Raw genomic sequence first — 24,095 nt, 5'->3', positions numbered from 1 at the left:
GTGATGATGAGCTGCCCTGACCGTCATAGTGATCCAGTCGCCAAAACTACTTTGTCAAAATGGGACATACACTTGTCATATTGGGACAAGACATATTGGGGGAATCACTGATTCGGATGGGTACGATATCGGTATCGCAAGGGGTCAAGAACCTGGTCCATGGGACGAATGACTACGTCAATGCTTCAGGGGCGAACCCGTGTAGCAGGCGAAAGCTTTTTCCACGGCAGGTCGCCCGGATCGGCCGCCAGCATACCGGGCGCCAACGCATACAGGATATCGGTGTCAGGGGTTTCCACGACTGCTTCAAAATCGGCACGGAAATGCTGTGTGCTCTTGACGACAATGATCTTCATTTCCTCCGGATTGATACCCACCATCCGGAAAAGCTCGCGGTCCTGGGCTCCGATCCGGCCACTCGCCACGACAATCAACACGCCATCGATTTCCAGACAGGCGCTCGGACCGAGTCGGGTTTGAAAGCCCGTCATTTTGGGCCCCTTGAACGTCGTCACGCCATCTGACAAAGCAAGGACGCGGAAAGTCCCAAAAACAGGGGATTCACTCTGCCCTGTCGGTGTCTCGATCGATTCTCCGATCTGGATTTCCAAAGTCTGCCCGACTCCTGCACGGTGCGCGGCAGCAGCGGCCTCAGGATCATAAAGTACGGCTAGGGCCACCCGCTCTGGGAATACTTGGCCCGCCTTGGCATCCAGTAACGCGTGCAACATTCCTGTTGTCGAGCTGGTGCCTCCAATGCCGGGATTGTCTTGTGTATCTGCGATCACAACGGCGCGATGGGTCGAGGCGGCGCGCTCCAGGCCGGAGAGGACCGCCTCCCTTGCTTTCAGCGCCTTCAGTCGCCATTGCGTGGGTTCCGCGACCCGCTTTAGCAAGGTGGCAACGGCCTCCTCCGCACGATCGCCGTGAGACCACAATACAGGAGCGCATTCATCGAAATCCGAAGACGGGAATCCCATGCAGAAACTGGTCATCGTGCCCAAGCGTTCGTCTATCTCGTTCAACAACTCATAGGCGCCTTTTGCCGGATCGGACGCGGTGCCCTGAGAGTTAACCGGAATCAGATACGGCAGCCGTTCAACGCTGAGCGCCTCACGCCCGCCGTTATGCAAGTATCGTTCGAGTAAATCGGCGGCCCGCTCTCCGGTTTTGACGTAATCGATGTGCGGATAGGTACGAAACGCAACCAGGCCATCCGCCTGTTCAAGCATGGTTTTTGTGACGTTCGCATGCAGATCCAGACTGACCACAATAGGAACTGACGGCCCTACCACTCGACGGATACGTGTCAACAGCTCACCCTCGGCATCGTCAAACGATTGCGCCATCGCAGCACCATGCAGTTCGAGGTAAATTGCGTCGTACTCCAGGCGCTGCGCGTCGGCCACGATTGTTTCACAAATACGCGCGAATGCCTCGTCGGTAACATAGGAAGAAGGCACCGCCCCACACCACAGACTAGGCACCAGGGTCCAGCCACGCTGCTGCGCCTGACGCGCAAAGCCCGTCGCCGAAATCTCGACCCTCATCACCATATCCAGCATGGGCTGACCGTGAACGGGAGGGGGAAAACTCTCTCCGCGTTCGAACGCAGCCCAATCGGCCAGGTGCGCGGCAAAAGTGTTGGTTTCGTGCTTGAACCCCGCTACAAAGACTCGCAAAGGTAATGTCATTGTTCTTCCCCATGCGCCAATACATAGGCAACGATCTCGTCATGCCGCGCGAACCAGACTCCGCCCGGCAGCGTCTTGGCGTACTGTATTAACTCGTCCAGGATCCAAATCCGAGAGCGGTTGGTAATCACATGCGGATGCATGGTGAGTTCGAACAGACCGCCTTCCGTATAGGCAGCGTCCAATTCGCGCTTGAAGATGTCAAACACATCTGTCGGCGGCGTGTAGGGACGCAACCCCTGGAACCTGTGCATCAGGAAATAGACTGCGTCATCGCGCACCCAATCGAAGGGGATCTCGACTATGCCGGTGGCTTCGCCGTGCATCTCCAGCTCGTAGCAATCATCATCGGCCCCCAACGACGAATCGTACGAAATGCCCAGCTCACGCAGCAGATGCAACGTGTTTTCGGAGAAATCTGCCGAGGGCGAACGAAAACCCGTGGGCCGCTTGCCCGTCACCTTTTCCAACGTGTCGAGCGAACGCAGCATCAAATTCCGCTCATCGTCGATGCTGAGGTTGGAATTCAGCTCGTGAATCCAGCCATGGATGCCGATTTCATGTCCAGCAGTGATTACTTTTTTCTGCTCTTCGGGGTATAGCAAGGCTGTCACGGCTGGGACATAGAAACTGGCTGGGACCGCGTGTTTCTCCAGCAAATCCAAGATACGAGGGACACCAACTCGGTGGCCGTATTGGCCCCACGCAAGACGATTGATCGAACGGCCGCCGTCGCGCAGTTCGTTGGTCTCATGATCCGAGTCAAAGGCCAACGCGATAGCGAGTTGCGCACCGTTTTTCCATTTCTGCGGACGCAGCCGCCGCCCTGCTCTGACACGGCTGACTAAACGCCGCCATTCCTGTTCTGGCCATTGCCAGGGTTGGATCGTGCTTTTATCGTTCATAACGGACTCCTTTGAGCGTAGTGCAAAGTGTTGGCTCAGTTGCGAACACCAGTTGCGAACACTTTAGGAGCCCTGGTCAAAGTCGATTGACAAAACGGGACAGGCTTTTTTCAGATCAGGTCAAAACCCGATGAAATGCGATGTGCCCAGAACAACACGAAACGCCAGGCCTGCTACCAAGCAGAAACTAGCGGATGATCCCATGCTCTGTTCCCGTCAATACAACGATCAATTTCGCGCCCCATCAAATTAAAAACACAACTTACCATTAGTAGGTTACCATTGGTAGGTAAAACTTCCGATGGAGTAAACGAATCATGCATGCACTTATCGTCGTCGCACATCCTGACCCAACGTCGCTGACCCATGCAGTTGCCGCCCAGATAGCAGAGGGGATAGCCGCATCGGGCTCTCAGAACACGTTCGAAATCGCCGACCTGGCTGCAGAGAGTTTCGACCCGCGATTTACCCTGGCCGACGTGGCCCTGCATTTGAAGGAAGCGGAGCCATTGCCCGATGTCGCGGCAGAGCATGCGCGCATCGACCGCGCGGATGCCCTGGTATTGGTCTATCCGGTGTATTGGTGGTCTTTTCCTGGGTTGCTCAAAGGATGGATCGACCGGGTATTCACCCAGGGCTGGGCGTACGAGGAGGATGCAGACGGCAAGCTCATCAAGAAACTGCATCGCCTGCCAATACATCTGATCGGATTGGGTGGCGCCAGCCAGCGCACATATGTCCGGCATGGTTACTCCGATGCGATGAAGACGCAAATCGACCACGGAATCTTCGGCTATTGTGGCGCGCGTGTTGCGACGTCGGAGTTGCTGCTTGCGTCGGATGCCGGATTTCCCGACGCGCACCTCGATACGGCACGAGAAATCGGTAGCGGGATTTTTGCTTCCCATGCTGCTACACAGGCAGAGGCAATCGAAGCATGAAAAATCGTCCACAGGTAGTCTCCTCACGCGCGGCCGCGGCCGCTTCGCCTCGCCGCCTATCCAAGGAAGAGCGGCTGCGCCAACTGCTGGATGTGTCTTGGAAACTGATCAGCGATGAAGGCACAGACGCGTTAACACTGGGACGGCTTGCCGCAGAAGCTGGCGTCACCAAGCCCGTGGCCTATGATCATTTCGGCACGCGCAATGGACTGCTGGCAGCGCTCTATGAGGATTACGATATTCGCCAGACCGCGCTGATTGATGCGGCGATTGCCGCGAGCAAGCCAAGCTTGAACGAAAAGGCGCGCGTCATCGCATCCAGCTACGTCAACTGCGTGCTGACCCAGGGGCGCGAGATCCCAGAACTGCTCGCAGCGCTCAGCGGCTCTGCGGAACTGGCTGCGGTCAAGCGCCAGTACCAGTTGGCCTTCATCGAAAAGTGCAAGCAGATCCTTGCACCTTTTGCTGGCGCACAGGGCGTGTCGCAGACAAGCCTGTGGGCAATGCTGGGGGCTGCGGATGCGCTTTCGCAGGCGACCGTTGTCGGTGATATCAGCGAACAGCAAGCACAGGACGAGTTGGCAGAAACCATCCGGGCGATGGTCAAGCGTAGTAAGTAAGCGCGGTACGTAAGGGCATCCCGGAAAAGCTGTGCGGCCTAAAAAAATATTCAACGCAAGGAGCGCAAGATGAAGAACAGATCGGTCGCTATCGTCATTCACGAGGGCGTACAGGCGTTGGATGTTGCAGGCCCGGTCGACACATTCCATGAGGCCAATGGCCATTTGAAGGAAGGGGACCGGTATGAAACAGTCCTCGTGGCGCCGAGGCGAGCTCCGCTTCATGCGTCCAATCGAATGAGGTTGATCGCGGATATGACGTTTAGCGAAACCTCGCGACCGTTCGATATCGTGCTCGTCGCCGGCGGACCTGCATTACCAGACGCGACGCCGGATCTTCAGCTCAACGAGTGGCTGCAATGGGCGGCAAGCCATGCCGATCTCTATGGCTCTATCTGCACCGGCGCCTTTACCTTGGGCCACGCAGGACTGCTCGAACAACGTCGCGTCACGACACACTGGCAGAACGCAGCGAAATTGGCAACCATGTTCCCCCGAGCCAACGTCGAAGCTGATGCCATCTACATTCGCGATGGCCGCCTGATCACATCCGCTGGTGTCACGGCCGGGATAGACATGACACTTGCGCTCGTCCGCGAACTCCACGGACGCGACATTGCACTGGCAGTGGCCAAGCGGCTGGTCGTGGTAGCACAGCGCCAGGGCGGTCAATCGCAATTCAGTCCCTACCTGACTGCAGTTCAGGACCCCGACTCGCCCGTGGCACGGATACAGGCGTTGATCACGGCGGACATTGAAAAACGGCACACCCTGGCGTCGCTGGCGGTTGAAGTATCGATGAGCCCCCGTAATCTCACTCGGCACTTCATACAGGAAACCGGCGTTACGCCACACGAATTCGTACAACGCATACGTGTCGACGCTGCGCGCACAATGCTGGAAGCAAGCGATAGTCCCCTGAAGTCAGTCGCCTACGCCTGCGGTTTCGGCGCTGCGGATCGCATGCGCATTGTTTTCCAGGAACGGCTAGGCGTGACGCCTGCGCAGTATCGCGCCAGCTTCAGACAATGAGTGGAGCCTGCGTCGAACGCGTCATGGAGAAAGCAGGTCCGCCGCGCGCCCTGATTCTCGGTATACACGCGGCGTTCCAGAAGCACCTAGCCTATTAGGTCAACTTGGCCAGGCTGAGCCTCGAATGATTGAGCAGAAATTCATCCTCTGGTAGCCCGGGTCCTTGAGCTCGAGCACGTCAGCTTTTACGTTGCCGAATGTCGTCAGCGGCTTATGACGTATGCCGTCCGCGAAATGATCAATGATGTTTTCTTTAAAGTTCAGTCCGCGTGGATGGCACTTGCATACGTGCTCACGCTGGCCATGAGTGAAATCGTTATAAGCAATGCCCAGCACATCCATTTCTACCCCAGCCGTTACCAGCGCAACGGTGGGTCGCATATGCTCGGGGATCCCTGGTGTCGTATGTAATGCGATCGCCGTCCAAACGTCTTCGATGTCGCGTTCGGCAACGCCATAGCCCCGCATGAATTCGCGAGCGGCGTTCGCACCATCAACCTCAAAGCGCAAGTCGCGACTGGAGTATGTTTTTGTCAGCCCCATATCGTGAAACATGGCGCCTAGATACAGCAGCTCTGGGTCAAAGTCCAGGCCACGACGCTCTCCAGTCAGTGCCGCCCAACAGAACACTCGGCGACTGTGGTGATAGAGCAGATCGTCCTCCGTGTCACGAACGAGTTGAGTGGCAGCGCGTGCGATGGCACTGTCTGGAATGTGGATACCGGCGATGGTTTCAGCCACGAATGAATGCTCCGAGTGAGTTAGTAGCCTGACGACAGATGTTCATTTCATCACTCGGCCTTGTGCTCCACAACGAACACGTCACAGCGAAATTGGACAAACTTGCGTCGTTTTATGCCATGTGCCCAAAATAAAGACACTCTGAGGACACATCGCGCCTCTCCCTGGTCTTGTCGATTACATATTTCGCCCCGCGGCCCGGTCACTCCCCGGCATCCACCTAGGGAAATCCCTCACAAAAGCAAGCCTCCCATACCTGGCACGCCTTTTGCATATGTATCTTTAACAGTTGAATTCGGGTGCCCCACAACGCCCGCCTCTCTCAATCAGAAGGAAGACACAAGACATGACTGACCGCTACGCACGCTACGAACGCCTCGCCTTTGATCGTCCCGGCCCCAAGGTGCTACGCATCACCATGCGCTCGCCGCTGACGATGGGTGCCATGGATGCCCAGATGCACCGCGAGGTGTCGGAGATCTGGCGCGATGTAGACGCCGACGACAGCGTGAATGTGGTGATCTTCACAGGCGACGGCAAGACGTTCTCCGCCGGTGGTGACCTGAAGCATGAACGCAAGGTATGCGACGACTATGCGCTGCGCATGCGGGCGATGAAGGAATCGCGTGATCTGGTGACCAATATGCTGGATTGCCGCAAGCCTATCGTAACGGCGGCGCGCGGCTGGGCGGTGGGCGCCGGTCTGGCGACGCTGCTGCTGGCGGATGTGTCGATTGCGGCGAAAGACGCCAAGTTCTCTGACGGCCATCTGAAGATCGGCGTAGCCGCAGGCGATCACGCTGCGATCATCTGGCCCCTGCTCTGCGGGATGGCCAAGGCGAAGTACTACCTGCTCACGGCGGATACGATTACCGGTGAAGAGGCCGAGCGCATGAATCTGGTGTCGCTGGCCTTGCCGGACGAGGAAGTAGAAGCACGCGCGCTGGAGATCGCCAACCGCCTGGCGCAAGGCGCTCCGGCCGCACAGCGATGGACGAAGATGATGCTGAATCATTGGATCAAACAGGCCATGCCGATTTTCGATGCGTCGCTCGCATTTGAATTCACAGGCTTCGCCGGGCCGGAAGGCAAGGAAGGCATTGACGCGTTCCTTGAAAAGCGCAGCCCCAGCTTCAATCCCGACTGCCCGTTCTGATACGTAGTAGACGCGCCATGAAAATCGCCGGCTCACGAGGCCGGCGTTTTTTTCTGGGCAATATATCTGTGTTCGTCACATAAAAATTTCAGCGCTCGCGAGGCAATGCAGATCCTCGCTGCCCGCCACAGCCCGCTCGCTCAACCTTCTATCGATCAAGAAAGTCGCAACACGTACTTGCCCTTTGCTTTGCCATTCGCAAGCACACGTAGCGGCTCGGCGAAACGTGCCAAAGGCAGCACTTCGACGATGTGTGGACGCAAGGCGCCTTTGGCATGCAGCTCGTACAACACTCGTTGCACCTCGCGTACTTTTTCCGGTTGACGATCGCGATAGTCGCTCCACTGCAACCCGGAAACGGCGATGTTCTTGACCAGCAGATAGTTCACTTTAAGTGTCGGGATACGGCCCGCAGCAAAACCAATACACACCAACCGCCCACACCATGCCACCGCACGAATGGCAGCGTCGAAAATTTCATCACCCAAGGGATCGAGCACGACATCAACACCGTGTCCGCCGGTGCAGGCAAATACCTGCTCTCGCAGTGATTCGCGCAGGTCTGGTGCCGACAGATCAATGATGTGATCGGCACCCAGGGCGCGTGCAGCCTCGGCCTGCTCTGCGCCCGCCACGCCGGCCAAGGCCGTTCCGCCCAGCGCCTTCACGAGTTGAATTGCCGCACCGCCCACGCCGCCCGCGGCGCCATTGACCAGGACGATCTCGCCCTTTTTGAACTGTCCGCGTTCCACCAACGCAAAGTAGGCCGTTTGATACACCAGTCCCATGCCTGCGGCATCTGCATCGGAAATACTATCGGGCAAGGGATAGCAGGACGCGGCGGCCGCGAGCGTACGTTCGGCAAAGGCGCCAAACTCGACCTGCGCCACGACACGGTCGCCCACTTTCAGGCCCTGTACGCCCGGCCCGGCCGCAGCGATCGTGCCTGCAGCGTCCTTGCCAGGCACAAACGGGCGTGCGGGCAGATTCTGGTATTTGCCAGTCATCACCAGCAGATCTGGGTAGTTGACCCCGGCATGGGTAACGGCGATCACAACCTCTCCCTCGCCAGGTACGGGTTCAGAAAAGTCCTCAACGCTGAGGTTCTCGGGCTCAGCAAATTCATGAATAACGACCGCTTTCATTTGGCGCTGTCTCCTGTGGCGACATCGAATAATTGTTGTGTATGTTGGCCTAGCGCTGGCGCCGCGACGCNGCGCTCGTCTGATCTGAACGCTGCGCACACCGGCACGGGCAGCGCGGGCATGAACACGCCACTGCTGTTCAATACCTCGCGCTCGAACAGGCCGCGTGCCTTGAAATGCGGGTCCTGTAGCGCCTGCTCCAGGTTGACGACTTCAGAAACGCAGACGTCATGCCCGTCAAACCGCTGCATCCATTCGTCCGCCGATCTCGACGCGATGATACGTGACACCTCTGCAAAAGCACGTTCGTCGTCTTTCTCGTCAGCCAGTTGAGGGGCTTCGATGAGTGACAAAAAGGTAGCCCAGAATTTGTCCTCGAGCGGTGCTGCCGACAAGAATCTGCCATCGGCCGTTTTGTAGATGGCATAACGCGGCGAGCCCCCGCTGACGAGCTCCTTGCCTGCGCGTGGCCATTTCCCTTGGCTCCAACCGTTGCCCAAGCCCCAGTACATCAGTGTGAACAGGTTATCCGTCATGGAAACATCGAGATGCTGCCCCTTGCCGTCCAGATCACGCTGGCGCAGGGCGAGCAAAATGTTGATGACCGCAGGATACGTTCCGCCCGCCAGATCGCCCGTCAATGTGGGCGGCACGATGGGCACGCCGCCCGCGTCTCCAGACAGGCCCAACATGCCGGTTTCAGCCTGAAAATTCAGGTCGTGGGCGGCTCTGAGCGCTTTGGGGCCATGCTGCCCGTAGGTGGTAATAGAGCAGTAAATCAGCCGAGGATTGATTTGCGACAGGGTTTCGTAGTCCAGCCCTAGACGCTTCATGACGCCCGGCCTGAATTGCTCCACCACGACGTCTATATCGCGCACCAGCTCCAGCAGCTGCGCGCGATCCGCCTCGGCCTTTAGGTTCAAGCAAGCCGAACGCTTACCGCGATTGAGCAATACGAAATTGACGCTATCGTCGCCAAAACGCGGCTCGTAGCTGCGCATCTCGTCGCCGGCGTCGCGCTCCACTTTGATCACGTCCGCCCCCGCTTCAGCGAGGATCAACGTACACATCGGTCCGGGCAGCAAGGTGCTCAGGTCCAGCACCTTTATCCCTTTCAGGGGTTGCGTCATGGCGCATCCTTGTTGTGGCGTGCCCATGCGACCTGGGCGCGGCGTGCGGGTGCGTAGGGTTCCTGACCCAGCGCCTCGTACAGCGCTTGTGTGACGCGATAGTGATGGTGCAGACCACTGCGCTTGAGCAATGAGATCGGGCCCTCTGGGTAGCCCAGCCCCAGACATAGTGTCTTGTCCATGTCCGACGCGCTGGCTAACCCGTCGTCCAGACGGCGCAAGGCAGCGTTGTAGTACGGCCGCACCAGGCGATTGAGAATGCGGCCGGGAAAGTCGTTGCACACGGCCACTTTCAGGCCCGCAGCCTCGAACGCTTGCTTGGCAGCGTTTACGGCAGCCTCGTCTGTGTAGGGCTTCTTCACCAACTCGATCAGATTGGTGGGCGCGTCGTCGCCCAATCTAAAGCGGGCAAAGCCCACGACATTGGCTGGGCCCTCGTCTTCACCGGTGTGCACGCCAAGGCATTCCATATCGAGCTCGATGGCGACGAAAGCTTTGCTTGCGGCCCCTTCGACACCTTCGCTCCATCCCTTGCCTGCGCCGTCACCGATCAACACGACACCGTCGCCCTGGCTGGCAGCGGCTTCAATAAACGCATGGGCATCAGGAAAAGAAAGGCTCTCGCCACGCTTGATAATTTGATAGCTCATGTTCTCAAGCTCCGAAAATCTTGTTGCTGTCATAGGTGTGGAAACCGGCGCCGGACTTTCTGCCGAGTTTCCCAGCACCGATCATGCGTTTGACCAGGGGCGGGCAAGCCGCGCGAGGCTCATTGGTGAGCCCGTGCATGGCGTCTGACAAGAGCTTCTGCGTGTCCATACCGACCATGTCCAGCAATTCCAGCGGACCGAGCGGATAGCCAAGTGCCGTTTTCACGGCGAGATCAATGTCCGCCGGCGTGGCCACACCTTGGTCCACCATGTTGATGACATCGTTGTGCCAGGGGATGAGGAAATAGTTGAGGATGAATCCCGGGGTGTCGCGTGTCTTGACAGGCTTTTGCCCTAGCGCTTCGCAAAAAGCCCAGGCCTTGGCAAAGGTCTCATCCGACGTGGACAGCCCCGGCGACATCTCGACGAGCTTCATCAGTTGCGCGGGCAAGCAGAAATGCATGCCCACCACGCGATCCGCGCGACCGCTGCCACCGGCGATCTCAGTGATCGAGATGGTTGACGTATTGGAGGCAAACAGCGTGTGAGGCGGGCAGATGTCGTTAAGCTGAGAAAACAGCGCGTGTTTGACTTTCAGGTCTTCGAACACGGCCTCGATAATCACATCGCACTCGGCCAGATCCTCGGCTCGCGTGGTGCCTTTCCACTGCGCCATGATGGCCTCGTCCTGCCCCGCTGCCAGTTTGCCGCGGGCGACAGACTTCGCCAGAAATGCAGCGGTCTGCTTGCGAGCATTGTCCAGGGCATCCTGGCGCGCATCGAGCACGATGGTCCTGAATCCCGCTCGTACAGCCACGATGGCGATGCCCGTTCCCATGGTGCCACTGCCGACGACACCGACCGTCTTTATCTCGCTCATTTTCCTTCCTTTTTCAAAAAGCTGCGGCCGATGAGTTGTCGATGGATCTGGTTCGTGCCTTCCCAGATCTGCGTGATCTTCGCGTCGCGCATCAGGCGTTCAGCGCGAAAATCCTGGCAATAGCCATAGCCGCCATGCAGTTGCACCGCGTCGGTGGTGATGCGCATGGCGAGATCGGTCGCCCTGAGTTTGAGGATGGACGCCTCTATGCCCATGTCGTCCACGCCCTGATCCACCAGCCCGCCAACGTGCCAGAGCCAGCTTTCGCACAGTGCCAGTTCCGCTGCGAGATCGGCCACCATGAACTGAATCCCCTGGAATTCGAGAATACGTTTTCCCGATTGCTTGCGGTCATTGATATAGGCAGTGGCGTCCTCGAATGCTGCGCGTGCAATGCCGAGTGCATGCGCCGCCACGCTGGGGCGCGACTTGTTCAGCGAGCCAAGCAGCACGCTCAGTCCCTTGCCGACGGGCGCGAGAATATTGCCGCGCGGAATGCGGCAGCCTTCGAACGACAACGAAGCCGTACCAGAGGCGCGCGTACCCATCTTATGTTCGGTGCCAGTGACCGTCAGTCCCGGCGTATCTTTTTCAATCACGACGGCGCCAATGGCTTCCTTGGCGTTCTCCGCGCCCGCCCATTTGCCGAACACGACATACACGTCCGCCACATCACCGTTGCTGATGAAGATCTTCTGTCCGTCCACGACGATGTCGTCGCCGTCTTCGCGGAACTGCGTCTTCATGCCCGTTGCGTCCGAGCCTGCTGATGGCTCGGTGATCACCAGAGATGCCAGCGCGCCCTCGGCCATACGCGGCAGAATTCGAGACTTGAGCTCCTCCGATCCATACTGGATCACCGGCTTGATCGCGTGAAAATTGGTGGCCCAGATAATGCCGGTGGAGGCGCAGGCTTTGGATATCTCGCGTACGCAGGCCAGGTAACACCGGTACGACAAGGGCATTCCACCATAGGCTTCGGGGATGAACATGGCGTTCAGACCCAGCGCATTGATGGCCTTGATGTTCTCCCAGGGAAACTCGCTTTTCTCGTCATAGGCCGCGGCGCGCGGTGCGAATTCGTTCTTGGCCAACTCACGGACGGAATCGAGCAGCATGCCCTCTTCTTCCGAGAACGCCAGCGCCTGGTCCAGGCGTTCCAGTACGTTCATGCTTTCTCCTTGATCATTTCACTGTTCATGCGTGGTCGCGCGGCTTCAGACCGACACGCTCTGTGCGCCATCGATGTAAATCGTTTCCCCGCTGAGAAAGCCCATGCCTTCCTGGAACAGCGACGCCACCAGTACGGCTACGTCTCGCGCTTCGCCGGGCTGTTTGCGGGGAATGCGCTTGTCCAGATAGGCGCGCAAGGGGCCGGCTTCCATGGCCTCGCGATTCAGGTCCGTCATGATGTAGCCCGGGGCCACATCGATCACCTGGATGCCGTCCTTGGCCCACTCGACCGCCAGGCAGCGCGTAATCGCGCCCACTGCCGCCTTCGACGCGCAATAGGACACGTTGCGCTTTACGCCCAGCTTGTCATAGAAAGACCCAATGTTGACGATCACGCCACCACCTTGGTTCTTCAGCAGCGGATGCACGAGTTGGCACGCCTGCAGCAGGGATACCGCGTTGATGTCCATCAGCTTGCGAAACTCATCCATCGGCAGGTCGATAGTGGGTGCCTCGGTATGCAGGCCGGCATTGTTCACCAGCCCCCTGACAGGTACGCCCAGCTTGCTATGCAACGCCGCCATGGCGTCTTTCATCGCTTCGCCATCGGTCACATCGCAGGCCACTGCATGCCAGCGTGCAGCGACATCGTCAGGTACGTCTGCGACATGTGGCTTGTCACCCGAGCGTGACAGGCATCCCACCTCGTAGCCACGGCGGGCCAGCTCGTAAGCGATCATCGCCCCGATACCGCGACTCGCACCCGTTACGTAAATCAGTCCGGAGTCCATGCTTCAGCAGTCCTTGAAATTGGCGGGCCGTTTTTCCACAAAGGCGCGCAGGCCCTCAGCCGCATCATCGCTGCGGTACGCGAGCGTCGACAGATCGCGTTCGATGCGCAGGCCGTCTTCGAGACCAGTGCGTCCACCTCGCAGCACCGCTTCGCGCGCGAAAAACAGCGCGCAGAGACTGTGCTTCAGATACGGCTCCAGATACCGCTTGCCGATCTCCAACGGGCTGCCCTCGTTGTCGATACGGTTGACCAGGCCAATGCGCTCGGCCTCTTCCGCCGCGACGGTTCGGCCGGACATGATCATGTCCAGCGCGCGTCCCTCGCCCACCAACCGCGGCAACCGCTGAGTGCCGCCGTATCCAGGAATCAGGCCCAATTTGACCTCGGGCAATCCGACTTTCGCACGCTCTGTCGCGACCCGGAAGGTGCACGCGAGAGCGAGCTCGAGGCCGCCACCAAAGGCATAGCCGTGAATCACCGCGATGGACGGAATCTTCAACGCAGCAATCTGGTTGAACACGGCTTGCCCTTTGGCAGCCCCCTCTAGCTCTTGCATCAAGGGCCGGTTCATCAACTCGGGGATGTCTGCGCCGGCGCAAAACGCTTTTTCACCGGCACCGGTGAAAATCAATGCTCGCGCATCTGATTCGGCGACCCGAGTCAACGCGTTACCCAGTTCCGACAAGATCTCGAAACTCAATGCATTGAGAACTTCAGGGCGATTGAGCGAGATATGCGCAAACTCGCCGTCATACTCCAGCTTCACGCTCATAGCGATACCCCTTCCTTGATAGCATTTTTGACGTCATGGGATGTAGATGCTGCTTTCCAGCGTACCGGTTCAGGCACGAGACGGCCGTCTTTCAACCACTCGATCAGCTCTCGCTTGAGGATCTTGCCGCTGGGGGTGAGCGGGAACGCCTCCATCGCCAAGAAATACTCGGGCATGTCGTACTTGGACAGCCCTGCGTCATGCAGGTGTTGCAGGACTTCGTTAGCAGCGAGCGAAACGCCGGACGCAAAAATCACTGCCAGACAGACTTTTTCTCCCAAGCGATCATCGGGCACTGGAAAAGCCGCAGATTTGACGATGCCCGCATGCCGATGCGCCAGATCTTCGATCTGTGACGGATAGATGTTGTGGCCGCCGCGAATGATCAGATCTTTCTTGCGGCCCATCACATGCAGGCAGCCGTTTTCATCCAGCATGCCCAGATCCCCACTCAGGAACCAGCCCGAGGAATTAAAGGATTTCTCGGTCGCATCCTGGTTGTCGTAATAGCCCAGCGTCAACACGCCGCCTTTGCCGCCAATCTCGCCCGTCTCGCCCGGCGCAACTTCAACGTCCGAGTTTTCTGGACTAAAGATTCTGATTTCATAGCCTTTGCAAGCACGCCCGCATGTCGACACGATCGTATTGCTGTCATCTGTAGGCAGCGTGTACTGATGCGAGCCGTTTTCCGTCATCCCATACACGTTCTGTGGTTTGACGCCCAGATCCAAAAAGCGTTGCGCCACCTCGCGTGGAATGGGAGCCCCCGCCATATAGAACACCGTGACGTTGCCCAGCTGGCTCAGGCCACGCTCGCGCAGTGCGCTCAGCATATCCATGGCGTGCGTGGGCACGCCCATGACATACGTGGCGCCGGTTTCCAGCGCCCAATCCAGCGTCGAGCGGCTGGCGGCCGGGTTGTACAACACCAGTTCAATGCCCGCGACCAAAGATTGCTCCAGCGCCACCGTACCGATGTGATGGCTCATGGGGCTGAGCGCGAGCAGAATCGTCGACGCATCGTGCCTCCAGTCCGCGACCAACGCGCGCCCGTTGGCGAGCAGCGTGTTGTCGCTGTGCATCACACCCTTGGGTTCGCCGGTGGTGCCCGAGGTGAACGCCAGGTATACCACTTTGTCCGGATCGAGCACCGGTGCGCTGCTGATTCCGATGCTGCTGACATGATCAGGAAACGACAACGCTCCCTCGGGCAGCCAACCGCTCGCGGGCTCGGAGCCTTGCGGAGCCAAGGCATACAGTTGCTTCAGCGTCGCAATGCCCGCGGACTCCTTGAAGATCGAATAGCGATCCGAGTCGGCGCCGTAACCCGGCTGCGCGAACAATGCCTTGCAGCGGATGCGCGTGAGCAATTTGACGATTTCGGCGTTGGTGTAATTTTGATGCAAAGACGGACAACATACATAGCCGTTGCGCGAACATGCCAGGAAAATCAGCACCGCCTCGATGCGGTTAGGCAACCAGATCGCCACGCGGTCGCCACGCCGCAGGCCACCCTGATATAAGTGCTCGGCGATGATGTCTACATTAGCGAGGACCTCTCGCCACGTCAGGCGGCGGTACGGGTCGCGCACCGCGCAGGCGTTGGGCCGTACCCGGGCGTGCTCGCGCGTCAACGAATACAGTGTGTCCTGGTGCCACACACCGCTCAGGTAGTTTTCCCTGGCGGTCTGTGGATCATGCAACGTCAGTATGGTGTTCACAACACTCCTCCATGAATCTTTCTATGCACGAGCGGCGCGGTCACACCGCACCGGCTTCTCGTAATCGTTTGATGTCAGCGGACGTCAGCGCGAGCATGCCGCTCAGAATCGCTTCCGTGTCCTCACCCAATACCGGCGGTGCCTTACGATGTACTGCTGTCTTGCCATTGATGGCAATCCCGAGGCCAACCTGCGGCACCGGCCCGTTGGCAGCCTGGGCCTGATACAGGAATCGCTGCTGCAGCAGTTCCTCGTCGCGTGCCACGTCGTCCAACCCATTGATAGGGCCAGCAGGAATACGGTGCTCGCCCAGGATGTCTAGCCACTCGTCCCGGGTGCGGGTAATCAGGATTTCAGCGATCTTCGCAACGATCTCTTCGCGATGCAGGCGGCGATCGGCATTCGACTTATAACGGGGGTTTTCACCTATCTCTGGCTGTCCGACGGCCGACCAGAAACGACGCCAGATCGCATCATTGCCCAACCCTAGCGAAATCTGCCGGTCCGCTGTGTCAAACACCTGATAAATGGCAATGACGGAGTCCTTGCCGCCAGATCGCCTGGGCAGCTCGTCCGAACTCAAGTAAGACACCAGGCGCGGTGCCATGAAGCGCGTCATGCTCGCCTGCATCGACACATCGATTTGCGCGCCCTGCCCGGTGTTCTGGCGTGCGGCGTACGCGGCCATCACCGCCATGGCCACATCCTGTCCCGCCAGGAGATCGGCCGCGGGCGTGCCTACCTTTTGAGGATCATTCTGAGCCTCACCCGTCAGGTCCATGACGCCGGAGTATCCCTCGGCGATGAGGTCATAACAGGGCAGATGACTGCGCGCTCCCCGTAGGCCGAACCCGGTCAGGGACGCATGGATCAGGCGCGGAAATTTAGCCCCGAGGCGGGCATAATCGATGCCCAGCTTCTTCTGCACGGGCTCGGTCATGTTCAGTACCAGCACATCGGCCTTGGCCAATAGTTTTTCCAGTACGGCCAGGCCCTCGGGGCGGGTCAGATCCAGCATCACACTATGCTTGTTGCGATTCACGCTCAGGAACCAGGGCGACTCGCCATGCAGGAACGGCGGCCCCCACTGGCGCGCATCATCGCCCGCGCCCGATTTCTCTACCTTGATCACCGTGGCGCCGAAATCGGCCAGCAGCTGAGTGGCGTATGGTCCCGCGACCGACGTGCTCAGGTCGACCACGCACATCCCTCCCAACAGGTCGTGCCCCTCTTTGTCCACCATCGGCAACTCGGCAAACGGGGGTTCAAGCACTTCTTTTTGCATGTGTCAGCTACCTTGTCCTGGTTCTCCTTCCCATTTCAAGCACAATTCATGCCAAGTGTGTCTTCCCTCTACTGCCGCACCGGCCAGAGTGGTAAAGTGTCCAAAAATTGTCCACCATGTATCGAACAAGGACATGTAAATGGATGAAGGCAGACAAAATCAAAGTACACGCAAGGGCGTTCTGGTACTCGACTCCGAGGGTAGCGCCGTTTTCGCCTCCGGTACCGGGTTGGATAAACACATCCAGGAAAAACTCACTTCCCTGTGGAAGGATCGAGACCTGCGAGCGGTGTCGCCCATGTTCACCCTCGAAGGCACGAGCGAACCCATCACGGTCGTATCGTTCGTATCGGCGGGGACAGGCTGTTTTGTGCTGTATCGCCACGATAGCGGCGATGCGCTTTACGAGTTCGTCAGCAGTGTGGATTTTTCGGCCGATATCCTGCGCCATTTCGTGACCGACCCGTACGAGGCCATCACGGTCATCGACGACAAGGCTCGCATCCAATACATGAGCCCGGTGCACGAAAAATTCTTCGGCGTTCAGCGGGGGCAAAGCTGGGGTGCGGATGTCAATACCGTCATTGAAAACAGCCGTTTGCCCGCCGTGCTGCGCAGCGGCAAAACCGAAATCGGCCAAATTCAGCGCATGCGCGGGACCAGCCGGGTGGTCAGCCGCACACCTATCGTCAACCCCGAAGGCCGCATTGTCGGTGCCATCGGCCAGGTCATGTTCAAAAGCCCCGCCGCCGTCGAGGCCCTGGGCGAGGAAATCAGACGCCTGCGCCAGGAGATCAGTTTCTATGAACGTGAGTTACCGCGTCTGCGCGGCAATATACACGGCATGGATTCCATCGTCGGTGAGAGCGATGCCATCCGCAAACTGAAAGACCGCATCAAAAAAATCGCCGCCCTCGATGTGTCCGTGCTGCTGGTCGGTGAAAGCGGCGTAGGCAAAGACCTCGTCGCCCATGCCATCCATCAACTCAGTCCGCGCGGCAGCAAAGACATGGTGCTGGTCAACGCCGCAGCCATTCCGGGCAATCTGGTGGAGGCCGAACTATTCGGCTACGAAGGCGGCGCCTTTACCGGCGCAGAAAAGCGCGGCCGCACAGGAAAATTCGAAGAGTCCGATCACACCACCTTGTTCTTGGACGAGATCGGCGACATGCCGCTGGACATACAGGTCAAGGTGCTGCGCACGCTGCAAGACGGTACTTTTCAGCGCGTGGGCAGTAGCACGCAACGCCGGTCGGATTTTCGCCTGATATCGGCCAGCAACCGCGACTTTCAGCGCATGCTGGCCGATGGTGATTTTCGTCTCGATCTGTTCTACCGCATCAGTGCGGTCACTATCCGCGTACCGCCGCTACGCGAACGCCTTGAGGATGTGCCATTGCTGGCTCAGACCTTCCTCGAACGATTCATGCAACGCCACAATGTAAGGGGCAAGTATTTCGGACCGGGCGTCATCGCTTATCTGCAATCATTGCCGTGGCCCGGCAACGTGCGTCAACTGCAGCACACGGTCGAACGCTCTGCCATTTTTTCGGAGCAAAACGAAATCACCTGCTCGGACTGCGAAGTCCCTCTGGAAATGAACACGAGCGTCAGCCTCGATCCGTTGAATACCGCGCTGCAAGACATCGCGGCACCGTCTGACACCCTCCCGTTTGCTCCCAAGGAATCGGCCGATGTACGTCAGGCCAAGTCACGGGTCGAATTGGACCTGATCCGCGACGCATTGGAAAAATTCGACGGAAACAAAAAGAAGGCAGCAGAGTACCTGGGGATTTCGCGATCGCATCTGTACAAGAAGCTGGGCGACGTTCAAGTGAACTAAAACGAGCTAGTCGATCCTGCTGAAAAGTAGCATTCCAGCAGGATCGTCACACGCCCGCGACCGTCAACGCAGGGCTAATGCACCATCACGACATGGCATCCAACGCTCGCTTCAAATTCCCCACGGTACGGTCCAGATTGTGCAGCTTATCCAAGCCAAACAGCCCTAACCGAAAGGTCTTGAAATCGCTGGGCTCGTCGCACTGCAACGGCACGCCCGCAGCCGCCTGTATCCCTAGCGCGGCGAATTTTCGAGTCGAATGTATGCCGTCATCATCGGTATAACTCACGACCACGCCGGGCGCAGCAAAGCCGTCAGCCGCGACACTCTTAAAACCTTTTTCCCGCAACAACGCACGCACGGCATCGCCTAGCGCCTGTTGTTCCGCGCGTACTTTATCGACGCCATAGGCCTCGAGTTCCAACATCGCATCGCGCAAGACCGTCAATGAATCCGTAGGCAAGGTCGCATGGTAGGCATGTCCACCGCCTTCATATGCCTCCATGATTTGCAGCCATTTACGCAAATCCGCTGCAAAGCTGGTACTGACCGTATCGCCAATACGCTGACGCGCCGTCTCACTCAACATGACCAGACCGCAGCATGCCGATGCCGACCAGCCCTTCTGCGGAGCGCTGATCAGAATGTCAACGCCGACCGCCTTCATGTCGACCCATATGGTGCCCGCTGCAATACAGTCCAGCACAAAGAGCCCGCCCTCGGCATGTACGGCATCGGCCACTTTGCGCAAATAATCGTCGGGCAGGATGATGCCTGATGCTGTCTCGACGTGCGGAGCGAATACCAGGTCGGGTTTGTGCTGCTTGATGGCCGCCACGACTTCGTCCACTGGCGCGGGCGCGAAAGGTGCCTGTCTGCCATCACTCACGGGACGCGCCTTGAGCACGACCGATTCCGACGGGATGCTGCCCATGTCAAAAATCTGCGTCCAGCGATAGCTGAACCAACCATTGCGAATGACCAGGCAACGCTTGTTGGTCGCAAATTGACGGGCGACCGCCTCCATGCCAAAGGTGCCGCTGCCCGGCACAACAATAGCCGCCGAGGCGTTATAGGTTTGCTTCAATACCCTGGAAATGTCTTTCATCACGCCCTGGAAAGCGTTCGACATGTGATTGACGGCGCGATCGGTGTACACCACCGAGTATTCCAGCAAACCGTCCGGATCGACGTCGGGCAACAGACTGGGCATGTTTTCTCTCCTAAATGTTGTACTAGGGCCGACCCGACAGCAGTCAGGGCGACTGGCTTTCGATCGAGTGTATACCGACCTCGGCGTCGAGCGTTCGTTGCCATGCAGATACGGCAATCCGCCTCAGGGAGGCGACCTGCCTCGCATCCAGGAAAGCTCTTGCATCCTATTTTTATGAAAATGGTTATTATTAACATTTTCATCTACCGTTCACTGCACCATGTCCGCCGGACCCCTACCCGATATCCACGCTATCGAGGATTTGTACGCCAAGAATCATCTCTGGCTGCAAAAGTGGCTGCGCAGCAAACTGGGTTGCGTGCACCATGCAGCGGATTTGGCTCAGGACACGTTTGTCCGAGTCCTGAGCAAGAGCGAACCGGTAAACATCCGTGAACCGAGGCCGTATCTCGCGACCATCGCCAACGGATTGGTGTATGACTTTCGCCGGCGTCAGCTTTTGGAACAGCGCTATCTGGAGGCGTTGCAGCAATTGCCGGAACCGCTGCAACCGTCGCCGGAAACACGCGCACTGCAATTAGAGGCGCTGAACGCCCTGGACGCGTTACTTGACCAATTACCGGCGGCGGTGCGGCGGGCTTTTCTGCTGTCGCAGCTCAGTGGATGGACACACGCACGTATCGCCACCGAACTGGGCATCTCCGTCGCGACGGTGAAACGCCATATTGTGCGTGGGTTGACGCAATGCTGCCTGCTGCAGTGATGCGATGATGACCTCATCCCCTCACTCCACCCTGGACCCGCGCCTCGTACGCCAGGCATCCCAATGGTGGGTCGATCTGCAGTCCGATGGGGCTACAGCGTCATTGCGTCAGGCATGTCTAGAGTGGCGCAAAGCAAATCCGGAACACGAGCGCGCGTGGCAACGCGTGCAGGCAGTGACGGGACAGCTGCACGGCGTCCCTGAACCGCTGATTCAAGCAACGTTACTGACACCCCGGCGCACGAATCGACGCCAAGCCATCAAGACACTATTGCTGCTGGCAGGCGTCACCGGCGCGGGCATAGCCACAGTGCGTTTAGCGCCTTGGGTCGATTGGCGTGCCGACGAGTCCACGCGGATCGGTGAGTCTCGTCACGTGACACTGCCAGACGGGTCCAGGCTCGTATTGAATACTGGCACGGCCATCAACGTGCGATATGACGCAAATGAGCGCCGGGTGGTGCTGTTGCATGGCGAAATTCTGGTGACGACTGCCGCGGATGCCGCACCTCACGGCCGCGCCTTTCTGGTGGAAACTGCCCATGGGACATTACGTGCCCTGGGGACGCGTTTCCTGGTAAGGCAAGATGGCGACGATAGCGAACTGCAGGTGTATGAGGGTGCGGTAGAGGTTCGCGCCACGCGTAACGATTCCGTTGCGCAAGTCATACACGCTGGTTTTCGCGTGCGCTTTGACGACATGCGTATCACCCCTGCCGGCCCTGCGCAGGAAACCAGTGCCACCTGGACGCGCGGCATGCTGGTGGCCACGGAAATGCCCTTGCGCCAATTCCTGCAGGAATTATCCCGGTATCGGCGAGGCCATTTGGGTTGCGAAGACGAGATCGCGTCGCTCCCGGTCTCGGGAACATTTCCGCTCGCAGACACGGATCGGATCCTGCGCGCGCTGGAGTATGAGCTGCCGGTCGACGTGCGGCGCTACACGAATTACTGGGTCACGCTGCGGGCGCGTCCGTCGTGACGCTTTTTTTTGTCGCCGGGCCGCCCCCAGACAAAAACACCCCCTCGGGGGGCAGCAAGCCGAAGGCGCAGCGTGGGGGCTTTTTTTGAGTTACATGAGCTGTTTGCGTTTTTCGTCCGGCCTTACAGATAGAAGCCTCATTTTCTACCTGATTCAAGGACGTCGAATGACCCCAGGCAAGCTGAACAGATCGCTATTGCGCACACCCCGCACCATTGTCGGGCGGCACCTCGTCCGTCGCTCATACTGCGCGATGCTCACCGGGACCGTTCCCGGGCTTGCGGCGATGTGGCTGGCGGTCCCGGGATATGCTCAAGCCGCCGAGGCCGCCTACAACCTGCCGCCTGGTGAATTGGGACCGGCCCTCACGCGTTTCGGTAACGAGGCGGGGATTCTATTGACGTTCGATAGCGCGCTGGTCGCGGGCAAACAGACGGCAGGGTTACAAGGTCGCTATAGCGTGCCGCAGGCCTTGTCGGTGTTATTGGCGGGTACGCAATTGGAATCGGTTGCGCGCCCGGACGGCAGTTACTCGTTGCGCCAGCGCCCCACTACTGGGGGGGCAGCAGAACTGCCGGTCGTCACTGTCGTCGGCGCCAGCGGTGACCGTCCGGACTTGCCCGCACCCTATGCCGGCGGGCAGATAGCACGAGGCGCCGGGATGGGTGTGCTGGGTGATCGGGACATCATGGATATCCCGTTCTCCGTGAACAGCTATACCCTGCAAACGATCGAGGACCAACAAGCTCAGAGCGTAGCCGACATCGTCACCAACGACCCAGCCATTCTGAATGTCGATCCGACGAATGCCAGTTACGCCAACACATTCACGGTGCGCGGACTCTTGCTGGGTAACGGATCAGTCGGATTTAACGGCTTGTTTGGTTTGGCGCCGAATAACCAAACCACGCTGACAGGTATCGAACGCGTAGAAGTCATCAAGGGACCGACCGCGTTTCTGAACGGCATGTCGCCCAGCGGAACGGGCGGAGCGATTAATCTGGTGTCCAAGCGCGCCGGGGATACCCCGTTGACGTCATTCACGGCCAGCTATCTATCCGATTCGCAGTTCGGCGGCCATCTGGATATCGGCCGGCGTTTCGGGCCGGAAAATCGCGTCGGCATTCGCCTGAACGCCATGTATCGAGACGGTGATACCTCGGTCGATCAGCAATCGCAACGGCTCGGTACCTTTACTCTAGGCGTGGACTATCGCGGCGATCGGTTCCGTCTGTCGGCGGATGTGGGCTACCAGAATATGCACACTGACCGGGCAAACAGCACCATTGCGCCAGCCGTCGGACAGTCCATCCCGAATCCGCCATCAGCCGACAAGAGCTTTATGTCGCCATGGAATTTCGTCGATACCGAGGATCTCTACGGCATGCTGCGCGGCGAGTTCGACATCAATACACGAGTGACCGCATACGCCAGCGTCGGCCGCAGTAATACTGACTGGAAACAAGCCCTCGATTTCGGCACGCAATTGCAAGAGAACGGGGATTTTCTCAGTACCAGCCGCATGAATTTCACCGGCATCGAACGCACTGTCGGCGAAGCCGGACTGCGCGCACGGGTGGATACGGGGCCCGTGCGGCACGATATCAGCTTCAGCGTGAATGGCTACAAAGCGGATCGCACGAGTGCGGGGACAATGACGCTGGGCTCGATCAATTCCAACATCTATGATCCTGTTTTCCTGGACAAACCCGACATGGATCCCCCATCACGCAACCGCATCAGCAGAACGGTGCTATCAGGTTACGCGCTGTCCGACACGCTCTCGATTCTGGATGAACGCGCCCAATTGACGGTGGGCGTGCGCAAGCAAAGAATCATGGCGGACAACTACAACATCACGACCAACGAGCGCACGTCGCGCTATGACAAGACAGCGTACACGCCCATGGTTGGCTTGGTTGTCAAACCGACGGAAGACGTTTCGTTATACGCGAGCTACATCGAGGGCATGCAACAGGGTGCCGTCGTTGGCGCGAGCTATGCCAATGCCAACGAAGTGCTGGAACCGTACCTCTCAAAACAATACGAGGCTGGCGTCAAGGTCGATTGGGGAAATCTCAGTACAACACTGTCTGCGTTCCAGATCGAACAAGCGTCTGCCATTGCCGATCCCATCTCCAATACATTGACCGACGATGGCGAGCAACGCAATCGCGGCATAGAGCTCAACGTGGCAGGCGAGCCGTGGCATGGCCTGCGTGTGCTGGGGGGATACATGCTGCTGGACGCGAAACTCACCCACACTGCAGGCGGCGTCAATGATGGCAAAACAGCGCCCGGTACATCGCGCCATCACTTCACGTTAGGGGTGGAATGGGATACACCGTTTGTCACCGGACTGACCTTGACCTCGCGCGTGATGCATGCCAGCCGGCAATATGTTGATGCCGCCAATACCCAGTCCATCAAACCATGGACCACAGTGGATCTCGGCGCACGCTACGTGCTGGAGCATTCAGGAGGGTATCCGATCACGCTGAGAGCGAACGTGCGCAATGTGTTCAACAAAAGTTTCTGGACCACATACCCTGGAGCAGGGACGTTGAATGTGAGCGAGGGGCGCACATTGATGCTCTCAGCAACGATGAATTTTTAACGTTATCCCCAGCGCCTCGCACGTCTGCACGATAGGTCATTAAATACCACGCCGCGTATGGGCATGGTGACATAGCTG

Annotated in this window: 21 protein-coding genes and 1 pseudogene; 8 read left to right on the top strand and 14 right to left on the bottom strand. The window is 58.5% G+C overall.

Annotated elements, in window-relative coordinates; all coding sequences use genetic code 11:
* Positions 1-185: 185 nt before the first annotated feature.
* Positions 186-1,694, bottom strand: a complete 1,509-nt coding sequence (locus ACNA0J_RS02380) for a M81 family metallopeptidase (RefSeq protein WP_415816009.1) — start codon at positions 1,692-1,694, stop codon at positions 186-188.
* The gene (locus ACNA0J_RS02375) at positions 1,691-2,599 is read right to left on the bottom strand and encodes a polysaccharide deacetylase family protein (RefSeq protein ID WP_415816007.1); all 909 of its coding nucleotides are present in this window, start codon (positions 2,597-2,599) and stop codon (positions 1,691-1,693) included. The genes ACNA0J_RS02380 and ACNA0J_RS02375 overlap by 4 nt, the downstream gene beginning before the upstream one ends.
* A 317-nt stretch (positions 2,600-2,916) precedes the next feature.
* On the opposite strand from ACNA0J_RS02375, the gene ACNA0J_RS02370 reads away from it, so the two are divergent.
* From ACNA0J_RS02370 to ACNA0J_RS02360, 3 genes are all read left to right on the top strand, one after another.
* Complete coding sequence (locus tag ACNA0J_RS02370) at positions 2,917-3,540, top strand: NAD(P)H-dependent oxidoreductase (RefSeq protein ID WP_415816005.1); 624 nt, start codon at positions 2,917-2,919, stop codon at positions 3,538-3,540.
* Positions 3,537-4,160, top strand: a complete 624-nt coding sequence (locus ACNA0J_RS02365; RefSeq protein WP_415816003.1) for a TetR/AcrR family transcriptional regulator — start codon at positions 3,537-3,539, stop codon at positions 4,158-4,160. The genes ACNA0J_RS02370 and ACNA0J_RS02365 overlap by 4 nt, the downstream gene beginning before the upstream one ends.
* A gap of 69 nt (positions 4,161-4,229) precedes the next feature.
* Positions 4,230-5,192, top strand: coding sequence for a GlxA family transcriptional regulator (locus ACNA0J_RS02360; protein ID WP_415816001.1), 963 nt, complete (start codon positions 4,230-4,232; stop codon positions 5,190-5,192).
* A gap of 99 nt (positions 5,193-5,291) precedes the next feature.
* Here the strand turns inward: ACNA0J_RS02360 and ACNA0J_RS02355 are convergent, their stop codons facing one another.
* Complete coding sequence (locus ACNA0J_RS02355) at positions 5,292-5,933, bottom strand: HD domain-containing protein (protein WP_415815999.1); 642 nt, start codon at positions 5,931-5,933, stop codon at positions 5,292-5,294.
* Between the two features lie 346 nt (positions 5,934-6,279).
* On the opposite strand from ACNA0J_RS02355, the gene ACNA0J_RS02350 reads away from it, so the two are divergent.
* Positions 6,280-7,089: an enoyl-CoA hydratase/isomerase family protein gene (locus tag ACNA0J_RS02350; RefSeq protein WP_415815997.1), complete on the top strand. Its 810-nt coding sequence runs from the start codon at positions 6,280-6,282 to the stop codon at positions 7,087-7,089.
* Between the two features lie 155 nt (positions 7,090-7,244).
* Here the strand turns inward: ACNA0J_RS02350 and ACNA0J_RS02345 are convergent, their stop codons facing one another.
* The 10 genes and pseudogenes from ACNA0J_RS02345 to ACNA0J_RS02300 form a co-directional block, all read right to left on the bottom strand.
* Entirely contained in the window at positions 7,245-8,234 is a 990-nt protein-coding gene (locus ACNA0J_RS02345; protein WP_415815995.1) for an NADPH:quinone oxidoreductase family protein, read from the bottom strand.
* Positions 8,231-8,304, bottom strand: a pseudogene (locus ACNA0J_RS02340) (hypothetical protein); the annotation flags it as partial. The gene ACNA0J_RS02345 and the pseudogene ACNA0J_RS02340, both read right to left, overlap by 4 nt.
* A gap of 1 nt (position 8,305) precedes the next feature.
* The coding region (locus tag ACNA0J_RS02335; RefSeq protein ID WP_415815993.1) for a CaiB/BaiF CoA transferase family protein at positions 8,306-9,364 on the bottom strand (1,059 nt) is incomplete at its 3' end.
* Entirely contained in the window at positions 9,361-10,014 is a 654-nt protein-coding gene (locus ACNA0J_RS02330) for a 3-hydroxyacyl-CoA dehydrogenase family protein (protein WP_415815991.1), read from the bottom strand. The genes ACNA0J_RS02335 and ACNA0J_RS02330, both read right to left, overlap by 4 nt.
* A gap of 4 nt (positions 10,015-10,018) precedes the next feature.
* Complete coding sequence (locus ACNA0J_RS02325; protein ID WP_415815989.1) at positions 10,019-10,894, bottom strand: 3-hydroxyacyl-CoA dehydrogenase family protein; 876 nt, start codon at positions 10,892-10,894, stop codon at positions 10,019-10,021.
* Positions 10,891-12,066: an acyl-CoA dehydrogenase family protein gene (locus tag ACNA0J_RS02320; RefSeq protein WP_415815987.1), complete on the bottom strand. Its 1,176-nt coding sequence runs from the start codon at positions 12,064-12,066 to the stop codon at positions 10,891-10,893. The genes ACNA0J_RS02325 and ACNA0J_RS02320 overlap by 4 nt, the downstream gene beginning before the upstream one ends.
* Positions 12,067-12,111: 45 nt before the next feature.
* Positions 12,112-12,858, bottom strand: coding sequence for an SDR family NAD(P)-dependent oxidoreductase (locus tag ACNA0J_RS02315; RefSeq protein WP_415815985.1), 747 nt, complete (start codon positions 12,856-12,858; stop codon positions 12,112-12,114).
* A gap of 3 nt (positions 12,859-12,861) precedes the next feature.
* Positions 12,862-13,632: an enoyl-CoA hydratase/isomerase family protein gene (locus tag ACNA0J_RS02310; RefSeq protein ID WP_415815983.1), complete on the bottom strand. Its 771-nt coding sequence runs from the start codon at positions 13,630-13,632 to the stop codon at positions 12,862-12,864.
* A complete protein-coding gene (locus tag ACNA0J_RS02305) occupies positions 13,629-15,353 on the bottom strand; it encodes a class I adenylate-forming enzyme family protein (protein ID WP_415815981.1) in 1,725 nt (574 codons plus the stop codon). The genes ACNA0J_RS02310 and ACNA0J_RS02305 overlap by 4 nt, the downstream gene beginning before the upstream one ends.
* A 40-nt stretch (positions 15,354-15,393) precedes the next feature.
* Positions 15,394-16,638: a CaiB/BaiF CoA transferase family protein gene (locus ACNA0J_RS02300; RefSeq protein WP_415815979.1), complete on the bottom strand. Its 1,245-nt coding sequence runs from the start codon at positions 16,636-16,638 to the stop codon at positions 15,394-15,396.
* A gap of 139 nt (positions 16,639-16,777) precedes the next feature.
* Here ACNA0J_RS02300 and ACNA0J_RS02295 point away from each other — a divergent pair, with 139 nt between their 5' ends.
* Complete coding sequence (locus tag ACNA0J_RS02295; protein ID WP_415815977.1) at positions 16,778-18,481, top strand: sigma-54 interaction domain-containing protein; 1,704 nt, start codon at positions 16,778-16,780, stop codon at positions 18,479-18,481.
* An 85-nt stretch (positions 18,482-18,566) separates the two neighbouring features.
* Here the strand turns inward: ACNA0J_RS02295 and ACNA0J_RS02290 are convergent, their stop codons facing one another.
* Positions 18,567-19,694, bottom strand: a complete 1,128-nt coding sequence (locus ACNA0J_RS02290) for an aminotransferase class V-fold PLP-dependent enzyme (RefSeq protein WP_415815975.1) — start codon at positions 19,692-19,694, stop codon at positions 18,567-18,569.
* A gap of 220 nt (positions 19,695-19,914) precedes the next feature.
* On the opposite strand from ACNA0J_RS02290, the gene ACNA0J_RS02285 reads away from it, so the two are divergent.
* From ACNA0J_RS02285 to ACNA0J_RS02275, 3 genes are all read left to right on the top strand, one after another.
* Positions 19,915-20,418: a sigma-70 family RNA polymerase sigma factor gene (locus tag ACNA0J_RS02285; RefSeq protein ID WP_415815973.1), complete on the top strand. Its 504-nt coding sequence runs from the start codon at positions 19,915-19,917 to the stop codon at positions 20,416-20,418.
* 4 nt (positions 20,419-20,422) lie between these two features.
* Entirely contained in the window at positions 20,423-21,400 is a 978-nt protein-coding gene (locus ACNA0J_RS02280; RefSeq protein ID WP_415815971.1) for a FecR domain-containing protein, read from the top strand.
* A 166-nt stretch (positions 21,401-21,566) separates the two neighbouring features.
* Positions 21,567-24,017 (top strand): TonB-dependent siderophore receptor, encoded by a 2,451-nt coding sequence (locus tag ACNA0J_RS02275; protein WP_415815969.1) that lies wholly within the window; start codon positions 21,567-21,569, stop codon positions 24,015-24,017.
* The last annotated feature ends 78 nt before the right edge of the window (positions 24,018-24,095 follow it).

The organism is Bordetella tumbae (assembly GCF_965139195.1).
Lineage (GTDB): Bacteria > Pseudomonadota > Gammaproteobacteria > Burkholderiales > Burkholderiaceae_B > Bordetella_A > Bordetella_A tumbae.
Note: the sequence above shows the minus strand (reverse complement) of the source record. Positions and strands in the feature narration are given on the sequence as shown.